The following is a 19,560-nucleotide window of genomic DNA, read 5'->3' as shown; positions in this document are numbered from 1 at the left end:
GGTAAAACTACTCAAAGGAATACTCCTGACGAGGAGTATTCATATTACTGGCTGTGTTTCGGCACGCTGTTGAGTTCTCAAAGAACACGCGCTCACCGGATCCGTTCTCCGTTTCCGGAGAGTTTCACTCGGGGCTTGTGTTGAAAGCTTAGCCAGTTCGTTTTCGCTTTGTCAAATCGGCGTTTCCGCTGATCTCGGCTCGGCGCAAACTCGCTTCGCATTCAGTTTTTGCTTGGTTCAGAAGTTATCCGAGAGGCTTTTCCGGTGTCAAATCGGGGTCTTTTCAGATCCCGGACAGCACGTTAGGCCGTAGATTCACTTCTGGGGGTTTGACGCCGTGAGACTTTACCCGGCCCGATCCGCGGTGTCAACCGCTCGTTCCGGGGTCTCGCTTGCGACTGGGAGAAAGTTACTCACGGGGAGGATCAAAGTCAAATCGCCTGGTCAGCGGGCTGCTTGATCGGCACGGACGGAGACGGAGCAGCCTGCTTGGCCCCGACCGGACGCGGCCGGAGCCACAGGGAGATGGAACGGAGTCCCTCCATCGCCTTCACGATCTGGTCCGCCGAGGCCGCCTGACGCGTCGCCAGCGGCACCAGGTCGTAGCCCCAGACGCCGAACTCCTTCAAGACCGTCACCGGATCGTCACCGAAGTCGGCCGTCGAGGTCGCGGAGAACTCGAGGAACACGTGCGGCCGGTCGCGGCGTAGCAACCGGACGAGGCCGGCCAGTGCGCGATGACCACGTCCGGGCGTGTCGACCCGCACGACGGAAAGCTTCATCCCCTGCACCAAGGAGATCTCTTCGAGCTCCTTGTCCAGGCGCACCGACCGAACCTTCGAAGCGTCCTCGGGTGCGTCCGGTGCCAACGGCGACACGGACACACCACCGGTCAACGTCGGTGATGACGCGAGCTCGCCCGCGCTCTCCCACGCCGCCCCCTCGATCACCGTCAGCCGGGAGGCGACGGCGGCGGGCAGGTTCGCCGAGACGTTGTGCCGCAGCAGCGCGGCCGCCGACGGATCGGGCTCGACGGCGACGACCGCGCCCATCAGCCCGAGACGCGACAGCACGCGGATCGAGTGGTAACCGACGTACGCGCCGACGTCGAGGAAGATCCCGTCCGGCTCCAGCACGGAATCGAGCAGCTCGGCGAGGTCCGGCTCCCACACGCCGTTGGACGACAGCAACGGGAGCATGAACGCGTCGTCGGAGGGCAGTCGCATCATGCCCGCGTCGCACAACACCAACGACGAACGCACTTCTGGCGCGTCACCGGAGGCCTCGTGCTGACGGACGACGACGCGCCGCAGTGCGTCCGCCGTCTGCTGCGCCTGGTGGGCGGTGCGGATCGCGGCGTCGAGCCGTGCGTCGCGCTCGCGGAACACCTCGACGACCTTGGACTCCAGCCCGTCGATCCGGTCGAGGGTCCGGTCCAGCGCCACGGTCAGCTTGTCGATCCGCTCGGCCAGCACCTCGGTGGACTTCGCGCGCTTGGCCGCCTCGGCGACGACGGCGTCCTCGATGTCCCGCATCCGGCGGCCCTGACCGGCCATGTCCGCGCGCACCCGCACGACGCCGTCGTCGACGCCGATCAGCTGGTCGCCGAAGTGCGACTGACGTTCCGCGACCTGTTCGACCTCGGCGCGCAGCAGCTCCAGCTCACCGGCTCCGACGCCGGCCTTGAGCGCGTCCTGCCGGTTGACCAGCTCGGCCACCGTGCGCTCGACCCCGTCGATCAGGGTGTGCAGCACCTGGCGCATGTGGTTGTCGTAGTGGTCCAACGCGCGCAGGACGACCTTGCGCAGCGCGGGCGCCATCGGCGTGCGATGGGGCCCGTCGACCGTGGGCTGGCGCAGTAAGGCGTGCTTGGCCGACTGCAGCGCGAGCATCGGGTCGACCTCGGGCTTCGGCTTCGGCCGACGCGCGCGCCATCCCCGGTACGCGTGCTCGACGCGTTCGCGCAGTACCTCGCTCACGCGTGCAACGGACCGCACGGACAGAACGTGCTCACGACCGGCCGCACCCAACGCAGCAGCAGTGGGCAGGTCGTCGGCCAATGAACGCAACAACCGCGCGGCAGCCTGCACGTCGGGTTCGGCGCCTTGGTGACACGGCACGAGAACCGCCGTCTTGCCGAACAGCTCGGCCACGGCGCCGTGGTCCGACGCCACGATCGGCACGCCCTGGACGGCGAGCTCGGCCAGTCTCAACGCGATCCGGTCGTCCGCCCCACCGCGGTGCAGCGACACCACGGCGTCGGCCGTCGCACACACGTCCTCGTCGTCGACCAGTGAAATCCGCTGGTCAGCGGAGGTGGCGAGGCGCAACCGCTCGGCGGCTTCCGGATGCGCGACCGCCCCCGACACCGCGATCCGCAGCTCGACGTCCGTCCGGTCCGGGAACGCGGTCAAGAACGCCGACACGGCGCCGAGCACGTTGCCGGGACGATCGAGCGCGTGGTCCGCTATCGCCGCGAACACCACCACTTCGCCAGGAGCGTGCTCACGCGCGCCGACGTCGTGCACGGGCACAGGCACGACACGGACGATGGGACCGCCGATGCGTTCGGCGGCGGCACGCGACACCTCGGCCGACAGCCACAGCTCGTTCACGCCCGTGCGGTCGTCTGCGGCCGTGGCGTCCAACGCGACGTCGACGACGAACCGGCCCGATGGCACCTCATCAGCAGGAGAAGTGCGCACGACGACGGGATATCCAGCCGACGTCGACACCGGCAGACCGGACGCGCGCGCGGCGGCGAGCACCCGTTCCGCCAACGGCCCGGACCCCACGACGGAGACACCGAGCTGGTCCAGCAACGCCGGGCCCTCGGACCGCGGCTGCGGCACGGCGGGCGCGGGCAACCGCCCGGACGCCACACCGACACCGGCACACCACTCGCGCCACGCGTCGGCGTCCGCACCGAACGGCGCGGGGAACTGCTTCTGCAGCGCCACGTCGGCACGCCACACGGCATCGGCCCACCGCGTACCGCCGTGTTCGGTGGGCTCGCACGCCCAGATGAGGAACCCACCACCACCGTCCTCACCGAACGCCGGCGGCGGGGTCGGGTCCGACGCCCGGTAGTCGGCGCGCAGCTCGGACGGGATCTGCGTCCCGTCGATCAGGGCACCGAACCGGTACGGCACGGGCGCGACGGTCCAGCCGGATCGCACCAGTTCGGCGCGGTAGGCGGTGCAGAGTTCGGCGACCTCCGTGTGCTCCGAGAGCAGCACACGGGGACGTTCCGCGAAATCGGCGGACAACAGCCACGGCCGCCGTGGGTCGAACCCGCGGAAGTGCACCGTGAGCAGGTCCTGGCCGACCACGGCCAACGAACCGGACTCGGTGCGGTGCAGTGGACGGTCGGCCACGTTCCACACGGACAGACCGACCCGTGCGTCGCGCACGACGTGGTGCGGCACGATCGCCGGCATGTCCAACGACGTCAGGTAGGGCTCGGAGCCTTCGCCGACCGCGATGAACCCGGGGTCGAACGCGCCCAGGTCGTGCAGCTCGGCGGGACCGGGCTGCAGCCCGTCCGAAGGCAACGGCCGCAACGTGCGGGGCAGCAGCACGACCGGTGCGGTGCGCAGCGCCTCCAGCACGAGCTTCGTCAGTGACCCGAACACCTGCACCCACGGGTCGAGGTACAGCACGGGCATGCCCTGCGACAGCAGCGCCTCGAGCAGCTTCGGCAGCAGGGCGGCCTTCAGCGCGGGCGCGTCCAGCGACGTCGCGAGCGTGTGCAGCTCGTCGGCGGGCACACCGATGTCCAGCGGTGTCATCAGGCCCGGTCCGGAGTGCTCGGCCTGCGCGTCGACGACGAGCGCGACGAACCGGCCCTCGGGGTGCTCCGCGAGGAACGAGCTGGACAGGACCTTGACCGCGGGCAGCTCCGCCGCCGTGGCGACCGTGCAGGCGCAGATCGTCGGCTGGAACTGGGGTACCTCTGTCACGGAGAGCAACGTATCGGCCTCACAGCACGGGAAGAAGAGTGCGCAACTCGTACGGGGTGACGCTTCGACGGTACGCGTCCCACTCCGTCCTCTTGTTGCGCAGGAAGAAGTCGTAGACGTGCTCGCCCAGCGCCTCCGGGAGCAGCTCCGAGTTCTCCATCTCGGTGAGCGCCTCGCCGAGGTTCTGCGGCAGGTTGGCGTAGCCGGCGGCGCGCCGTTCCCGGTCCGTCAGCGACCACACGTCGTCCTCGGCGGGCGGCGGCAGCTCGTAGCCCTTCTCGATGCCCTTGAGGCCGGCGGCCAGGATCACCGAGTAGGCGAGGTACGGGTTGCACGCGGAGTCCAGCGACCGGACCTCGACCCGGCGCGACGACGACTTGCCCGGCGAGTACATCGGCACGCGGACCAACGCGGAGCGGTTGGCGTGACCCCAGCACACGGCCGTGGGTGCCTCACCGCCGACGATGAGCCGCTTGTACGAGTTGACCCACTGGTTCGTGACGCCGGAGATCTCGCGCGCGTGCTTGAGGATGCCCGCGACGAACTGCTTGCCGATGTCGGAGAGCTGGTACGGGTCCTCGTCGTCGTAGAAGGCGTTGCGGTCGCCCTCGAACAGCGAGAAGTGCGTGTGCATGCCGGAGCCGGGCTGGTCGGAGAACGGCTTGGGCATGAACGAGGCGCGCACGGCCTGCGTGATCGCGACCTCCTTCACCACGTACCGGAACGTCATGACGTTGTCCGCCATGGTCAGGGCGTCGGCGTAGCGCAGGTCGATCTCCTGCTGGCCGGGCGCGCCCTCGTGGTGGCTGAACTCGACGGAGATGCCCATGGCCTCCAGCGCCTCGATGGCGTGGCGGCGGAAGTGCGTGGCGGTCTCGTGCGAGGTCTGGTCGAAGAAGCCGCCGTTGTCGGCGGGCTCGGGCTCGCGGCCGTCGTCGGGCAGGCCCTTGAGCAGGAAGAACTCGATCTCGGGGTGGACGTAGCAGGTGAACCCGGCTTCGCTCGCCTTCGACAGCGTGCGGCGCAGCACGTGGCGCGGGTCGGCCCACGACGGGGAGCCGTCCGGCATGGTGATGTCGCAGTACATCCGCGCCGAGTAGTTGCTGCCCTCCGGCGTCTGCCACGGCAGCACCTGGAACGTCGCGGGGTCGGGCTTGGCGACCATGTCCGACTCGTAGACGCGGGCGAAGCCCTCGATGGCGGAACCGTCGAAGCCGATGCCCTCGCTGAAGGCGCCCTCGAGCTCGGCCGGGGCGACCGCCACGGACTTGAGGAAGCCCAGGACGTCGGTGAACCAGAGCCGGACGAACCGGATGTCGCGTTCCTCGAGCGTGCGGAGCACGAACTCCTGCTGGCGGTCCATAGGGCGCAGCTTAAGGGCTGCGGACTCTCTACGATCAACGCATGTCCGCCCGTTGGTTGTTGGTTTGCGCACTCGCCCTGCTCACGAGCTGCACGTCCGGGGGAGATCTCCCCGATGGTGCGACCTTGCTCTCCCAGTCGGCCGAGGCGATGCGCTCGGTGAAGACGGTCCACTTCACGATCAAGGTGGACGGCGAGCTCCCGAACGTGCCGGTGAAGGACGCCGACGGCGACCTGACCGCCGCCGGGGAGTCGAAGGGGACCGCGAAGGTGACGTTCGGCGGGCAGCTGCTGTCGGTCGAGTACGTGCTGACGGGCGGGAACCTGCACTTCAAGGGCCCTACCGGCGGGTTCACCAAGCTGCCGGCGGCGTTCGCGGGCCAGCTGTACGACCCGTCGGCGATCCTCGACCCGGACAAGGGCGTGGCCAAGGTCCTGGCCAGCGCGAAGGACGCGAAGACGAAGTCGGCCGGTGACGTGTCGGTGGTCGAGGCGACGGTGCCGAAGGACGTGGCGGCCGGGCTGGTGCCGGGCATCTCCGCGGACGTGAAGTCGACGTTCTCGCTCGGCAGCGACAAGAAGCTCAAGAGTGCGCTGTTCGAGCTGCCCGGCGGTCAGAAGGTCGACATCGGTCTGACGGACTTCGACAAGGCCGTCACGGTCACGGCTCCTGCGTAGATGAGACGAGTCGCTCTCGCCGCGTCCGGCGCGGCTGTGCTGCTGGGGGCCCTCGACGCGTACGTCGTCGTCGGTGTTCTCACGGACATGGTGCGCGATCTCGGCATCGCGGTGAACGAGCTGGAGCAGGCGACGCCGATCGTCACCGGCTACCTGCTCGGGTACGTGGCCGGGATGCCGTTGCTCGGGCAGCTGTCGGACCGGCTGGGGCGGCGGTTCGTCCTGCAGGTGTCGCTGCTCGGGTTCCTGGTCGGGTCGGTCATCACGGCGCTGGCCGGTGACGTGCCGTTGCTCGTCACGGGCCGCGTGGTGCAGGGCCTGGCCGGCGGCGCGCTGCTGCCGGTGACGATGGCGCTGGTCGCGGACCTGTGGGAGGAGAACCGCAGGTCATCGGCGCTCGGGACGGTCGGAGCGGCGCAGGAGCTGGGATCGGTTCTCGGCACGCTGTACGGGATCGGGGTCGCGACGCTGTTCAACGCGATGCCGTTGTTCGAGGCGTGGGAGCCGCAGAGCTGGCGGTGGGTGTTCTGGGTCAACGTGCCGTTGGCGATCATCGCGATGGTGGTCGTGCATCGCACCGTGCCGAACACACGGCGCGAGGTGCGTATCGACGTCGTGGGCGGCGTACTGCTCGCGCTCGCGCTGTCGTTGTTGGTCGTTGCTCTCTACAACCCGACGCCTGCCGAGTCCGTGTTGCCGTCGTGGGGGTGGCCGGCGCTCATCGCGGCGTTCGTGGTTCTCGCGGGGTTCTTCCTGTGGGAACGACGCGCGAAGGTGAAGCTGATCGACCCGGACGGCGTGCAGTGGCGGCCGTTCTGGGCGGTGCTCGGCGTCTCTCTCGCGGCCGGTGCAGCGCTGATGGTGACGCTGGTGGACGTGGAACTGTTCGCGCAGACGGTGTTGCGTCGCGATTCGGCGGCCGCGGCGACTCTGCTGACGCGGTTCCTGGTCGCGTTGCCCGTCGGCGCGGTGCTCGGCGGGTTCCTCGCGTCACGCTTCGGCGACCGCTGGGTGTCGTTCGGCGGGCTCGCGGTCGCGTCGGTGTCGTACATGTTCATCGCGCAGTGGCCGGCGGACGTCAGCGGGTGGGTGCTCACGCGTGACCTGGCCATCGCCGGTTTCGGGCTGGGGCTGGTCATCGCGCCGTTGTCCGGTGCGGTGCTGCGTGTGGTGCCCGCCGTGCGTCACGGCGTGGCGTCGGCGTTCGTCGTCGTCGCGCGCATGACGGGCATGCTCGTCGGCGTGGCGGCGTTGTCCGCGTGGGGACTGCACCGCTTCCGCGAGCTCACGGCAGGCCTGAACACACCGCTGCCGTTCGGTGTCGAACCCGCTGAGTTCCAGCGGCAGCTGGCCGACTACCAGCGCGGGCTCACCGAGGCGCTGCTCACCGAGTACCACGAGATCTTCGTGATCACGTCGGTGATCTGCGCGCTCGGGGCGCTGGGATCGGTTCTCCTCCCGACCACGCGTCAGCAGACCGAGTCCGTCTCGGGCAGCCTCAGGTCCACCAGGTAGTTCGTGCCCACGCCGTCCACGCAGCCGACGCCCGCGAGGAACGCCGTGTGCTGGTTGCCGTTGTACGTCAGCAGCCGTGCGCCCATCGCCTTCGCGAGGTCCACACCGGACTGGTAGGGCGTCGCCGGGTCACCGGTCGTCGAGACCACGAGCACCTGCGGCAGGCCCTTCACCGTCGGCGGATGCGGTTCCGACGTGTGCGGGGCCGGCCAGAACGCGCACGGGCCGAGCGCGGTCTCGTCGGTCGGGATCGTGTCGTTGCCCAGCAGTTCCAACAGCCTCCGACGGTTGGACTCCAGGGTGGCGCGGTCCTTGATCGGCGGTTCGTCGACGCAGCGGATGGCCACGAACGCGTCCTGGATGCGGCTGTAGGTGCCGTCCGCGGCGCGGCCGAGGTACTGGTCGGCGAGCTGCAGCAGGGTGGTGCCCTTGTTCTGGCGCAGCTCCTGCAGGCCCTTGAGCGCGGTCTCCCACAGCCGGTCCGAGTACATCGCCTGGATGATGGCGGTGTTCGCGTCCGAGTGGGACAGCTTGCGGTCGCCGACCTGGATCGGGGCCTTCTTGAGCGGCTCGATCATCTGCCGGAACTTCGGCTCGGCGTTCTTCACGTCGGTGCCGATGGGACAGTCGCGCTGGGCGCACCAGCCCGCGAACCGCTCGAACGACTCCTCGAAGCCCTGCGCCTGACGTGCCGACGCCGCCACCTTGTCGCCATCGACCTCCACCGCGCCGTCGAGCACCATCGCGCGCACGTTGCGAGGGAACATCTCGGCGTACAACGTGCCCAGACGCGTGCCGTAGGAGTAGCCGAGGTAGCTCAGCTTCTTCTCCCCCAACGCAGCGCGCAGCACGTCTACGTCACGCACTACGTCTCTCGTGCCGACGTTGCGCAGCAGGTCGATGCCGCTTCGTTGGGCGCACTTCTCGACGAAGAACTTGTTCTCCGTCTCCACGGCGTTCGCGGTCTCGCCTTTAGGACGGAGCCGTTGCGCGTCGCGTTCGGCGTCGGTCAGGCACTGCACGCGCGGCTGGCTCGCGCCGACGCCGCGCGGGTCGAAGCCCACCACGTCGAACCGCTTGCCGACCGGGTTGCCCGCCTGCATGTTCGCGACGTGCGCCATGCCGGAACCACCGGGTCCACCGGGGTTCACCACCAGTGAGCCGACGCGTCGTCCCTGTTCCGTGGCGGGCCTGCGCAGCAGTCCGACGGTGATCGTCCCGATATCCGGCTTCGCGTAGTCGAGCGGAACCTGCAGGCGCGAGCACTGGATGCCCTCACGCTCGAACAGGGTCTTGCTCTTCGCATCGGTCGCGTAGGGCTGGCAGGCACCCCACGACAACGTCTGCGCGTAGAAGCGCTCAAGTCCTTTGCGCGCGGCGACGGGCGAGCCGTCGATGCGCGCGAAGGACGTGGACGTGCCGAGGACGATGATCAAGGCGAACAGGGCCGCGATGACTCGGGATCGCCTCTTCGTCATTAGGCGCACCGGGTTCCGTCGGCGGGCAGGGTCTGGTCGATCAGGTACTTCACGCCGGCGTCGTCCACGCACTTCTCGCCCTGCAGGAAGACCGTGTGCTGCACGCCCTCGAACGTGAGCAGCCGCGAGTTGAGCGCCTTGGCCAGGTTCACGCCCGCCTCGTACGGCGTGGCCGGGTCACCGGTCGTGGAGATGACCAGCAGCGGCGGGATGCCGTCGGCCTTGGGCGGGCCGGTGCGGGCGGTCACCGGGGCGGGCCAGAACGCGCACGAGTCGAGCGCCGCACCGGGCGGGTTGCCGTCGTCGAGGAACGGCGCCGCGGCCTTGTACGCCTTCGCGGACTCCAGCAGCGCGTTCTTGTCCATGAGCCGCGGGTCGTCGACGCAGTGCACGGCGCTGAACGCGTCCGTGATGGTCGAGTACTCGCCCTGGTCGTCGCGGTCGAAGTAGGCGTCGGCCAGCGCGAGCAGCACCCGGCCCTTGCCGTTGCGCAGCTCGGTCAGGCCGTTGAGCAGGACCGGCCACAGCTGCTCCGAGTACAGCGCCTGGATCGTCGCCGTGATGGCGTCGTTGTAGCCGAGCTTGCGGTCGCCCACGTCGACCGGCTTCTGGATCAGCGGTGTCGTGAGCTGCCGGAAGCTGGTGTTGGCATCGGTGTTCGATCCATCTTTGGCCACGAGGGGGCAGTCGCCCTTCTCCCGGCACCACTTCACGAACTCGTCGAACGCCTTCTGGAAGCCGGCGGCCTGGGCGACCAGCGACGCGAGCGGGTCCTGAGCAGGGTCGACGGCACCGTCGAGGATGAGCGCGCGCACGTTCTGGGGGAAGGTCTCGGCGTACTCGGTGCCTATACGTGTGCCGTACGAGTACCCGACGTAGCTCAGCTTCGCGTCGCCGAGCGCAGAGCGGAGGACATCCATGTCCTTAACTACGTCCCGCGTGCCCAAGTTGGCGAGCATTGAAGCCCCGAATTTTGTACCGGCGGCACACTTGTCGGCATATGCCTTGTTCTCCTGCTCCGTTTGGGCGATTCCGGCCGGGCTGGTGTCCAGATCGAGGTCCAGCCGCTCCGCGTCGCGCTCCGGGCCGGTGAGGCACCGGACGGCCGGTTCGCTCGCGCCGATGCCCCTCGGGTCGAACCCGATGAGGTCGAACCGCTTGCCGAGCTCGGTCTTGCGGTAGTCCGAGACCATGCCCGCGGCGGCCGCCATGCCGGACGCGCCGGGGCCGCCGGGGTTGATCAGCAGCGAGCCGATCCTGTCCCCCGTGGCCTTGTACCGGAGCACGCCGATGGTGATCTTGTCGCCGGTGGGCTCGGCGTAGTCGAGCGGGACCTGCACACGGGCGCACTCGACGTCGCGCTTGCTGCCGTACGCCTGCCGGCTGGAGCCGGTCGTGGCGAAGGACGAACAGTCCTGCCAGGCGAGCTGCTGGCCGTAGAACTCCTCCAGACCGGCGGGCACGGGCCCGGCGGGACCGGCCTTCTCGAGGGTGACGCCCGGCTTGGCCCCTCCCTCGATGATCGACGTGCAGGACGCGAGCAGCGGAATGACGAGCAACACGCTCAAGAGACGGACCACAGCCCGATGGTATGGGAGATGATGAGGGCATGCCGCAGCTTCGGATCGCGCTCGCCCAGGTCAACGCCACTGTGGGTGATCTCGCGGGCAACGCTTCGCTGGTCGTGGACTGGACGCGCAAGGCCCGTGAGGGCGGCGCGCACCTCGTCGTGTTCCCCGAGATGGTGCTGACCGGCTACCCGGTGGAGGACCTCGCGATCCGCACGTCGTTCGCCCGCGCGTCGGCCGAGGCGCTGGAGGCGCTGGCCGGGAGTCTGGACGCCGCGGGGCTGGGCGACGTGGCCGCGGTCGTGGGCTACCTGGAGCACGACTCGGTCGGCCCGCGCAACGCGGCGGCGGTGCTGTCCGGCGGGCGCGTGGTGGCTCGGCAGTCGAAGCACCACCTGCCCAACTACGGCGTGTTCGACGAGCGGCGCTACTTCAAGCCCGGCTCGTCGCTCGACATCGTGCGGGTCAACGGCGTCGAGGTCGGGATGGTGATCTGCGAGGACCTGTGGCAGGACGGCGGCCCGATCACCGCGCTCGGTGACGCCGGCGTCGACCTGGTCGTCTCGCCGAACGCGTCGCCGTACGAGCGCAAGAAGGACGACCAGCGGCTGCCGCTCGTGGCCCGTCGCGCGGCCGAGGCCCGTGCGCCGCTCGCCTACTGCAACCTCGTCGGCGGTCAGGACGAGCTGGTGTTCGACGGCGACTCGCTGGTGGTGGACGCGGCCGGTGAGCTCATCGGGCGCGCGCCGCAGTTCGTCGAGCACCTGATGTTCGTGGACTTCGACCTGCCCGGTGGCGGGTCGTACGAGCAGGGTCAGATCGGCGACTTCTACGTGCGCCGTGTGTCGCTCTCGGAGGCCGTACCCGCGTACGAGCCGTTGCCCGCGCCGCGCGTTTTCGAGCCGCTGTCCGACGAGGCCGAAGTGTGGCACGCGCTCGTGACGGGTCTGCGCGACTACGTGCACAAGAACGGCTTCCGGTCCGTGGTGCTCGGTCTGTCCGGTGGCATCGACTCTGCCGTGGTGGCCGCACTGGCCGTGGACGCTCTCGGCGCCGACTCGGTCCACGGCGTCTCCATGCCGTCGTCCTACTCGTCGGAGCACTCGCGCTCGGACGCCTCCGACATGGCTCAGCGCACGGGCCTGCACTTCTCGACCGAGCCGATCGGCGCGATGGTCGACGTGTACGTGTCGCAGCTGTCGCTGACCGGGCTGGCCGAGGAGAACATCCAGGCCCGGTGCCGCGGCATGCTGCTGATGGCGCTGTCGAACCAGCACGGCCACCTGGTGCTCGCGACCGGCAACAAGTCCGAGCTCGCGGTCGGCTACTCGACGATCTACGGCGACGCCGTCGGTGGCTACGCGCCGATCAAGGACGTGCTGAAGACGCTGGTCTGGGACCTGGCGAAGTGGCGCAACGCCGAGGCGGAGAAGCGCGGCGAGACCCCGCCGATCCCGGAGAACTCGATCACCAAGCCCCCGTCGGCCGAGCTGCGGCCCGGCCAGGTCGACTCCGACTCGCTGCCGGACTACGAGCTGCTCGACGACCTGCTGGACGACTACGTCGAGGGCGACCGCGGCTACGACGACCTGCTGGCGGCCGGGTTCGCGCCAGAGCTGGTGGACCGGGTGCTGCGGATGGTCGACAAGGCCGAGTACAAGCGGCGCCAGTACCCGCCGGGCACGAAGATCTCGAACAAGGCGTTCGGGCGGGACCGGCGGCTGCCGATCACCAACGGGTGGCGCGAGGGCTGAGCCCGTCCCGAGGCCTCTACCTGCAGGAGTGGAGCCTGCTCCACCGCGCGGCCGCACCCCGCCCGGATACGTTTCCCACCATGAAACGGATCTGGGCGGCGTTCCTCTACCTGGCGTCGGGGCTGCTGACGGCCATCGTGTCGTGGCTCGCGCTCGGTGTGCTGATTCTGTCCGTCGTCGTCCTGCCGCTGCTGCCGATCACCGCGCCGTACCTGCGCCGGATCGTGGACCACGACCGGCGGCGGCTCGCCCGGTACGCCGGTGTCGAGATCCCGCCGCCCCCGCCGCTCGACGGGCCGTGGCTGCACCGCGCGCAACGGGTGCTGACCGACCCGGACAGCCGGCGTGACGGGATCTGGCTGGTCACGCACGCCCTGTTCGGCACGCTGTTCGGCGCGCTCGCGGTCGGGCTGTCCGGAACCCTCGTCCAGCAGCCGGTCGTGCTGCTGTTCTGGTGGGTCTTCCCCGGCGGCAACGAGAACTCGTTCGGCCTGCACGTCGACACGTGGCCGAAGGCGTTGCTGAGCCTGCCGATCGGGCTCGTGCTGGCGGCGGTCCTCTCGCAGCTGCCGCGGCTGGCCGACCTCGACGCGGTCTGGGCGAAGAAGCTGCTCTCGCCGCCCAAGGCGTCGCTGGAGAAGCGGCTGGCCGAGGTCGTCGCCACCCGTGCCGCGGCGTTGCAGGCGCACGGCGCCGAGCTGCGGCGCATCGAGCGGAACCTGCACGACGGAACGCAGAACAAGCTCGTCGGCGTCGTGATGATGCTCGGCATCGCCGAGCGGACGCTCAAGCAGAACCCCGACAACGCTTTGCAGGCGTTGCTGCGGGCGCAGGACGCGGCCGGGGACGCGTTGGAGGAGCTGCGCAACGTCGTGCGCAGCATCCACCCGCCGGTGCTGGAGGACCTGGGCCTGGACGGGGCGATCCAGGCGCTCGCGGCGCGGTGTCCCGTGCCGTGCGTGCTCACGGCCGAGCATCTCGGACGACTGCCGGCCGCGGTGGAGGCGGCGGCGTACTTCGCGGTGGCCGAGGCGCTCACGAACGTGGCCAAGCACAGCGGCGCCCGGCACGCGTGGGTCAGCCTCGGGGTGAACGGCGACCGGCTCGTCGTCGTGGTCCACGACGACGGCAAGGGCGGCGCGGACGAGAACCAGGGCACGGGGCTCGACGGCATCCGCGGCAGGGTCGCGGCGCTCGACGGCACCGCGGACGTCAGCAGTCCCGAAGGCGGCCCCACCGTGCTCACCGTCTCGCTACCGATGGGAAAGTGACCTCATGCGCATCGTGATCGCCGAAGATGACGCCCTGCTCCGCGAAGGGCTGACGTTGTTGCTGCGCAACGAAGGCATCGAGGTCGCGGCGGCGACGGACAACCCGGACGACTTCCTGGTCGCCGTGGCCGAGCACGAGCCGGACATCGCCGTCGTCGACGTGCGGATGCCGCCGACGTTCACCGACGAGGGGCTGAGGGCCGCCGTCGAGGCACGCCGCCGGCACCCGAAGCTCGCCGTGCTCGTGCTCAGCGCGTGGGTCGAGCAGAGCTACGCGCACGAGCTGCTCGCGGGCACCAACGGCGGCGTCGGCTACCTGCTCAAGGAACGCGTCGGCAAGGTCGCGGACTTCCTCGAGTCGCTGCACCGCGTCGCGAACGGCGGCACGGCGCTCGACCCCGAGGTCGTGTCGCAGCTGCTGGTGCGGCGCAAGGCGGACGACGCGCTCAGCGTGCTGTCACCGCGGGAACGCGAGGTCCTCGGGCTGATGGCGGAAGGGCTGTCGAACGCCGCCATCGGGGAGAAGCTCGTGCTCAGCCCGGGCGCCGTGCACAAGCACATCGGCAACGTGTTCCTGAAGCTCGGCCTCAACAGCGAGGACGGCTCCGGCGACCGCCGCGTCCAGGCCGTGCTCGCCTACCTCGATCACTGAGGCAGCGGCGGCGCCCAGGCCGGGCGCGGGATGAGGCAGAACGGGTGCCCGGCCGGGTCGGCGTAGACGTCGCCCCCGAGCCAGGTCGCGCCCAGCTCCACCACCCGCGGCCCGGCCTCGGCCGGGTCCTCGACCATCACGTCGAGGTGGAACTGCTGCGGCACGGCGGGGTCCGGCCAGGTGGGCGGCCGGTGGCCGGGCGCTCGCTGGAAGGCGAGGCCCGAGGTGGTGTCGTCGTCCGCGACCACCACCCAGTCGTCGCCGCGATAGGTGACGGGCTGCCCGAGCAGTGCCGAGTAGAACGCGGCGAGCGCGTCGGGGTCGGGGCAGTCGAGCACCACGTGGTGCCGTCGTCCGATCATGCCGAGCACCTCCTCACCGTCAAAGCAAACCCGCGCTCCTCGCGTATGCGCCAAAGCCCGCACCAGTGCAGGGCAATCTCATGTCGCTGCCTCGCAGCATGTCGATGAGGTTGCCGGTGGCCGCCTCTGAAAGCTTGCCATCGCGACACAGCTGCGCTAGCAACCAAATGGTGCCGTGCACCTCAAGACCGTTCACGCGCGCCACCTTGGTCGCCTGACGGTCGTCGGTCAGCGCGATGCCGTCGAGCAGCTCGCTGGCCGCGAAGACACTCGCTTCGCCGTGATCGCGGTCGGTGGTGCCGATGGCCCTCGACCACTTCGCGAAGAGCAGGATCTCGCGAATCTCGTCCAGGGCCTTGACTTGAAGCCACGGCAGGTCGAGTGCGTTGCGAAGCAGCGGGTAGTTCTCGGTACCACGGTTGATCTCTTCCTTGACGATCGCAGTGGTCCAGCACGCCCGACTGCTCAGAAGATCGCCGAGCACGTCAAGCCGTTCGATCAGCGCGAAGTGGGACAAGCACATCGTGTCGAGAACCAATGGCTTGATGTTGTTCATGGCGCGACTTAGTCATCGGGCACCACGGGCAGGTCGTTCTCCACGATCTGGCCATGCATGAGCTCGACCACACGCGACGACGTCAGCAGATCGCGCTTCCACGCTTCCATGACCGCCTTGGCGTACTGGCGAGGTACCCGAATCGCATCCAGGTCAGGCTGAGGAGCCCATCCGACCGCGTCCATCAGCTCCGCCTTGGTCGGTGTCCGCTGCCGCCACAGACGCCCTTCGGCCGAATTGATGACCTCGACCAGCTGAGCCTGGCGCGTCACCAGTGACCACGACGTGCGATAGCGAGCCGCCAACTCCACGAGGTCCTGCCGACTGTTCGCCTTCGCCACCACGTCCGAGGGGAGCAACAGTTCCGCCGCGAAGGCGTCGATCATCGCCTCGCGGTCACGAAGAGACGCGTGAACTCCTATGTCATTGGAGTAAGGATCTCCGAGCACCATATGCCCCAGCTCATGTGCCGCCGTCGCTCGCCGACGCCCCGGATCCGTCGACCGGCTGACCACCGCGACAGCGAACTCGTCGCCGACCACCAAGGACGCGCCATCGCCCGGCAGATCGGCGACCAGCACGAATTGCCCCATTCTCTCGCACAGATCCATCAAGGTGTGGATCGGTTCGAGCGCCAAGTCCGCGTCACGCCTGATCTGCAACGCGATGCGCCTCGCGTCGTCATCGGTCGCGACGACGCCTTCACATCGGTACGGCTTCCTGGGCGACAACGTCCTGAGGTCGATGAGCTGCTGGACATCCCGGGCCCACGATTCCAAGCGCGCTTCGAGGCGATACGCCTGCCTGCCCGCGTCGGTGGCGGTGTCCTCGCTCAACTCGGCACGCCGTGACAACACCGGCGGAGCATCGTGGAGGAAGTGGTCCAGCGGCACGTCCAGCGCGGTGGCGAGCCGGGTCAGCTCCAGCGCGTCCACCTTGCGGGTGCCGGCCTCGATCTTGGCGATCATGGTCCGATCGAGCGACAACGCAGCACCGAGCTCTGCCTGCGAGAGGCCCGCACCGATCCGGGCATCGCGCACGCGCTCACCCACCTGGCTCCACTCTCGCACCTCGGCCACAGGTGCGATTTTCGCACATTTCGACAGCCGTGTCACAGTCGGCCACACGCCGGGTCCTGAATGGCGACGTTCAGGTCGGTCGCACGAACGGGAACAGCACGGTCTGCCGGATCGAGGTCCCCGTCAGCATCATCAGCAACCGGTCCACGCCCATGCCGAGCCCGCCGGTCGGCGGCATGCCGTGTTCCAGCGCCCGCAGGAAGTCCTCGTCCAGCTCCATCGCCTCGACGTCACCGGACGCGGCCTTCAGCGACTGCGCCTCCAGCCGGCGGCGCTGCTCCAGCGGGTCCGTCAGCTCCGAGTAGGCCGTGCCGATCTCCGCGCCGAACGCCACCAGGTCCCAGCGCTCGGCCAGCCGCGGGTCGGCGCGGTGCTGGCGGGTCAGCGGGGACACCGAGGTCGGGAAGTCGATGTAGAACGTCGGGCCGACGGTGGTGGCCTCGACGAACGAGTCGTACGCCTCCTGCACCAGTTGGCCGTGGTCCCAGTCGTCGTTGATCTCCACCCCGCGGGCGGACAGCAGCGACCGCAGCTCCGAGACCGACGTGTCCGGGGTGACGACGGCGTCCAGGGCCGACGACACCGCCGTGTAGACCGGCACCACCGGCCACTGTCCCGAGATGTCGAACACTCCGTCGGGCCGGTGCGCGACCTCCTCGCCGAACGCCTCGCGCGCCGCGTGCTGGATCAACGTGCGCACCAGGTCGAGCATGACCCGGTAGTCCGCGTAGGCCTGGTAGGCCTCCAGCATCGTGAACTCGGGGTTGTGCGTGGCGTCGGCGCCCTCGTTGCGGAAGTTGCGGTTCAGCTCGAACACCCGGTCCACGCCCGCGACGCAGAGCCGTTTCAGGTACAGCTCCGGCGCGATCCGCAGGTACATCCGCATGTCGTAGGCGTTGATGTGGGTGACGAACGGCCGGGCGTTCGCGCCGCCGTGCACCGCCTGCAGCATCGGCGTCTCGACCTCGAGGTACGCGTGCGAGTGCAGGAACTCGCGGACGCTGCGGATCACGTCGCTGCGCAGCTTCAGCAACGCCGCCGAGTCGGCGTTCACGACGAGGTCGAGGTAGCGCTGGCGGACGCGGGCCTCCGGGTCGGTGAAGCCCTTCCGCTTGTCCGGCAACGGGTGCAGGCACTTCGCGGTCATCGTCCACGACGACGCCAGCACCGAGATCTCGCCGTGGTCGGACTTCACGACCTGCCCGGTCACCCCGACGTGGTCGCCGAGGTCGACGTCCGACTTCCAGGACGCCAGCAGATCACCCAGGGCATCGACGGTGAGCATCAGCTGGATCTCACCGCTGAAGTCGCGGATCCGCGCGAAGCAGAGCTTGCCCATCTCCCGCAACGCCACCACGCGTCCGGTGACCGACACGTCCTCGCCGAAGCGTTCCCGCGCTCCCGCAAGGAGATCCGTGCGGTCGAACCCCACCGGGTACGGGTCGACGCCTTGCGAGACCAGCCGTTCGACCTTCGCGATCCGCACCCGGACCTGTTCTGGCCGCCGCACGGCCTTGGGCTCGGCCTTGATCGCGTCGATCTCGGCGACCCTCGCCGCGAAGTCGTCACTGACGTCCGTCTTCTGCAAAGCCCGCTTGCGCAACGACCGCAGCGACGGCACGAACCCCTCCGCCACCCCGGCGGCGATGCTGACGCGCGGCAACGACCGCGAGCGCTCGTAGCAGAAGAAGCGCGGCTCCCAGTCCGGCAGGTACTTGGCGTTCGACCGGTACAGCGACTCCAGCTGGAAAAACCGCGACGCGAGCGACAGCACCCGCCGCCACGCCCGCAGCACCGGTCCGGCGCCGATCTTCTCGCCCTCCTCGAACACCGCGCGGAACATGGCGAAGTTCAACGAGATCCGCTGCACGCCGAGGTGCCCGGCGGCGGCCGCGAGCTGCGCGACCATGTACTCGTTCAGGCCGTTCTCCGCCGCCCGGTCGCGGCGCATCAGGTCCAGCGAGACACCGCGGCGGCCCCACGGCACGAACGACAGCAGCCCGCGCAGCGCACCCGACGAGTCGTACGCCTCGACCATCACGCACCGGCCGTCGCTCGGATCTCCCAGGCGCCCCAACGCCATCGAGAACCCGCGCTCGGTCTCGGCGCCGCGCCACGCCTCCGCCCGGTCCAGGATGGACGCCATCTCGTCCGGCGCGATCTCGCTGTGCCGGCGGACGCGCGCGGTGTAGCCGGCGCGGTCGACCCGCGACACCGCCTGGCGCAGCCCGCGCCGTTCGGGACCGGCCAGGTTGAACTCGCGGACGTCGAGGATCGCCTCGTCGCCGATCTCCAGCGCCTTGAGCCCGGCGTCGGAGTAGACCTGCGCACCGCGTTCGGACGCGCCCAGCACGCCCGGCATCCAGCCGTACGTCCGCGCCTCCGACAGCCAGGCGAGCACGGCCTCCGGCCAGGCCTCCTCGTCACCGATCGGGTCGGCCGACGCCAGCGTGACGCCACCGATCACCCGGTAGGTGAGCGCCGCGCGGCCGGACGCCGCGAACACCACGCTCTTGTCGCGCCGGGTCGCGAAGTAGCCCAGCGAGTCCGGCTCGCCGTCGGCCGCGAGCAGCCGCCGCACGTCCAGCTCCTGCTCGCCGGTGATCATGCTCTGGGTGCGGACGCCCCGGAAGAACAGGTACATCGCCCTGATCGCGACGAGCGTGCCGAGCAGGCCCAGCACCACGCTCAGCCACTGCGGGCCCTCGGGGATGTCGAGCCGCCCGAGCCGGACGACCTCACCGGTCGCCTGGTTGGCCGCCCACGCGAGCTTGTCGGTCTGCTGGACCAGCCTGCCGGGGAAGACCTCGGTGAGCGCCCACCCGACGCCGACCAGCAGGAGCATGCCCAGCACGAACGACGCAAGCGCTTGCTTCCACGCGCCGCGGGGTAGCCGGGCGGGGAACGCCTCCCGCACCGCGAACAGCAGCACCACGAACAGCACCGACGTCGCGACCCCGACGCCCAGAAACGCCCAGTGCGGTTGCTCGCCGGCGTCCAGGATTTCTTCAGGTGCCAGGGCCAAGATGACCATGATGAAACCGACCAGCGCGAGCCCCATGGCCTGGAACAGCAGCAGCGCCCACAGCGCCGCTCGCTTGTGCCTGCGCAGGGCGGCGCCGAGCACGAAGAACACCATGGCGATGAAGAGGTTGCCGTCGATCGGCAGGCCGAAGAAGAACCCGATGCCGTCCGCGACGTCGGTGAACCAGCTGTCCTCCGGCAGGACCACCCGCAACAGCGAGAGCACGCCGGCCAGCTGCACGATCGTCGCGATCGTGCCCGCGGTCTTCCACTTCCACGCCGGTGCCACATCAACTCCC

Annotated in this window: 13 protein-coding genes; 5 read left to right on the top strand and 8 right to left on the bottom strand. The window is 69.4% G+C overall.

Annotated elements, in window-relative coordinates; all coding sequences use genetic code 11:
• Positions 1–431: 431 nt before the first annotated feature.
• Positions 432–3,962, bottom strand: coding sequence for an FkbM family methyltransferase (locus ACFWV3_RS40390; protein WP_382419227.1), 3,531 nt, complete (start codon positions 3,960–3,962; stop codon positions 432–434).
• Positions 3,963–3,981: 19 nt separating this feature from the next.
• The gene (glnA, locus tag ACFWV3_RS40385; protein WP_382419226.1) at positions 3,982–5,325 is read right to left on the bottom strand and encodes a type I glutamate--ammonia ligase; all 1,344 of its coding nucleotides are present in this window, start codon (positions 5,323–5,325) and stop codon (positions 3,982–3,984) included.
• Positions 5,326–5,366: 41 nt separating this feature from the next.
• Between glnA and ACFWV3_RS40380 the strand changes: the two genes are divergently transcribed.
• Both ACFWV3_RS40380 and ACFWV3_RS40375 read left to right on the top strand, forming a co-directional pair.
• Complete coding sequence (locus ACFWV3_RS40380) at positions 5,367–6,002, top strand: LppX_LprAFG lipoprotein (protein ID WP_382419225.1); 636 nt, start codon at positions 5,367–5,369, stop codon at positions 6,000–6,002.
• Positions 6,003–7,517: an MFS transporter gene (locus ACFWV3_RS40375; RefSeq protein ID WP_382419224.1), complete on the top strand. Its 1,515-nt coding sequence runs from the start codon at positions 6,003–6,005 to the stop codon at positions 7,515–7,517.
• Here ACFWV3_RS40375 and ACFWV3_RS40370 read toward each other — a convergent pair.
• Together ACFWV3_RS40370 and ACFWV3_RS40365 are read right to left on the bottom strand one after the other, a co-directional pair.
• Positions 7,472–8,995, bottom strand: a complete 1,524-nt coding sequence (locus ACFWV3_RS40370; protein WP_382419223.1) for an alpha/beta hydrolase — start codon at positions 8,993–8,995, stop codon at positions 7,472–7,474. The two genes, ACFWV3_RS40375 and ACFWV3_RS40370, sit on opposite strands and share 46 nt — an antisense overlap.
• Positions 8,995–10,575 (bottom strand): alpha/beta hydrolase, encoded by a 1,581-nt coding sequence (locus ACFWV3_RS40365; protein ID WP_382419222.1) that lies wholly within the window; start codon positions 10,573–10,575, stop codon positions 8,995–8,997. The genes ACFWV3_RS40370 and ACFWV3_RS40365 overlap by 1 nt, the downstream gene beginning before the upstream one ends.
• A gap of 29 nt (positions 10,576–10,604) precedes the next feature.
• Here ACFWV3_RS40365 and ACFWV3_RS40360 point away from each other — a divergent pair, with 29 nt between their 5' ends.
• From ACFWV3_RS40360 to ACFWV3_RS40350, 3 genes are all read left to right on the top strand, one after another.
• Entirely contained in the window at positions 10,605–12,317 is a 1,713-nt protein-coding gene (locus ACFWV3_RS40360) for an NAD+ synthase (RefSeq protein WP_382419221.1), read from the top strand.
• Positions 12,318–12,397: 80 nt separating this feature from the next.
• Positions 12,398–13,588: a sensor histidine kinase gene (locus ACFWV3_RS40355; protein WP_382419220.1), complete on the top strand. Its 1,191-nt coding sequence runs from the start codon at positions 12,398–12,400 to the stop codon at positions 13,586–13,588.
• 4 nt (positions 13,589–13,592) lie between these two features.
• Positions 13,593–14,240, top strand: a complete 648-nt coding sequence (locus ACFWV3_RS40350; protein ID WP_382419218.1) for a response regulator — start codon at positions 13,593–13,595, stop codon at positions 14,238–14,240.
• Here ACFWV3_RS40350 and ACFWV3_RS40345 read toward each other — a convergent pair.
• The 4 genes from ACFWV3_RS40345 to lysX form a co-directional block, all read right to left on the bottom strand.
• Complete coding sequence (locus ACFWV3_RS40345; RefSeq protein ID WP_382419216.1) at positions 14,234–14,602, bottom strand: VOC family protein; 369 nt, start codon at positions 14,600–14,602, stop codon at positions 14,234–14,236. The genes ACFWV3_RS40350 and ACFWV3_RS40345 overlap by 7 nt on opposite strands.
• A 19-nt stretch (positions 14,603–14,621) precedes the next feature.
• Entirely contained in the window at positions 14,622–15,158 is a 537-nt protein-coding gene (locus ACFWV3_RS40340; RefSeq protein ID WP_382419214.1) for a hypothetical protein, read from the bottom strand.
• An 8-nt stretch (positions 15,159–15,166) separates the two neighbouring features.
• The gene (locus ACFWV3_RS40335) at positions 15,167–16,237 is read right to left on the bottom strand and encodes a helix-turn-helix domain-containing protein (RefSeq protein ID WP_382419213.1); all 1,071 of its coding nucleotides are present in this window, start codon (positions 16,235–16,237) and stop codon (positions 15,167–15,169) included.
• Positions 16,238–16,307: 70 nt separating this feature from the next.
• Positions 16,308–19,550, bottom strand: a complete 3,243-nt coding sequence (gene lysX, locus ACFWV3_RS40330) for a bifunctional lysylphosphatidylglycerol synthetase/lysine--tRNA ligase LysX (RefSeq protein WP_382419212.1) — start codon at positions 19,548–19,550, stop codon at positions 16,308–16,310.
• Positions 19,551–19,560: the final 10 nt, after the last annotated feature.

The sequence above is a fragment of the Lentzea sp. NPDC059081 genome (genome assembly GCF_042738015.1).
Classification (GTDB): domain Bacteria; phylum Actinomycetota; class Actinomycetes; order Mycobacteriales; family Pseudonocardiaceae; genus Lentzea.
The sequence above is the reverse complement of the archived record's forward strand: the minus strand, read 5'-3'. Positions and strand labels throughout refer to the sequence as shown.

Coding starts and splice junctions, on each gene's coding strand:
- ACFWV3_RS40380 (WP_382419225.1), top strand. CDS start 5,367: ATGTCCGCCCGTTGGTTGTTGGTTTGCGCACTCGCCCTGCTCACGAGC.
- ACFWV3_RS40375 (WP_382419224.1), top strand. CDS start 6,003: ATGAGACGAGTCGCTCTCGCCGCGTCCGGCGCGGCTGTGCTGCTGGGG.
- ACFWV3_RS40370 (WP_382419223.1), bottom strand. CDS start 8,995: ATGACGAAGAGGCGATCCCGAGTCATCGCGGCCCTGTTCGCCTTGATC.
- ACFWV3_RS40340 (WP_382419214.1), bottom strand. CDS start 15,158: ATGAACAACATCAAGCCATTGGTTCTCGACACGATGTGCTTGTCCCAC.
- ACFWV3_RS40360 (WP_382419221.1), top strand. CDS start 10,605: ATGCCGCAGCTTCGGATCGCGCTCGCCCAGGTCAACGCCACTGTGGGT.
- ACFWV3_RS40350 (WP_382419218.1), top strand. CDS start 13,593: ATGCGCATCGTGATCGCCGAAGATGACGCCCTGCTCCGCGAAGGGCTG.
- glnA (WP_382419226.1), bottom strand. CDS start 5,325: ATGGACCGCCAGCAGGAGTTCGTGCTCCGCACGCTCGAGGAACGCGAC.
- ACFWV3_RS40345 (WP_382419216.1), bottom strand. CDS start 14,602: ATGATCGGACGACGGCACCACGTGGTGCTCGACTGCCCCGACCCCGAC.
- ACFWV3_RS40355 (WP_382419220.1), top strand. CDS start 12,398: ATGAAACGGATCTGGGCGGCGTTCCTCTACCTGGCGTCGGGGCTGCTG.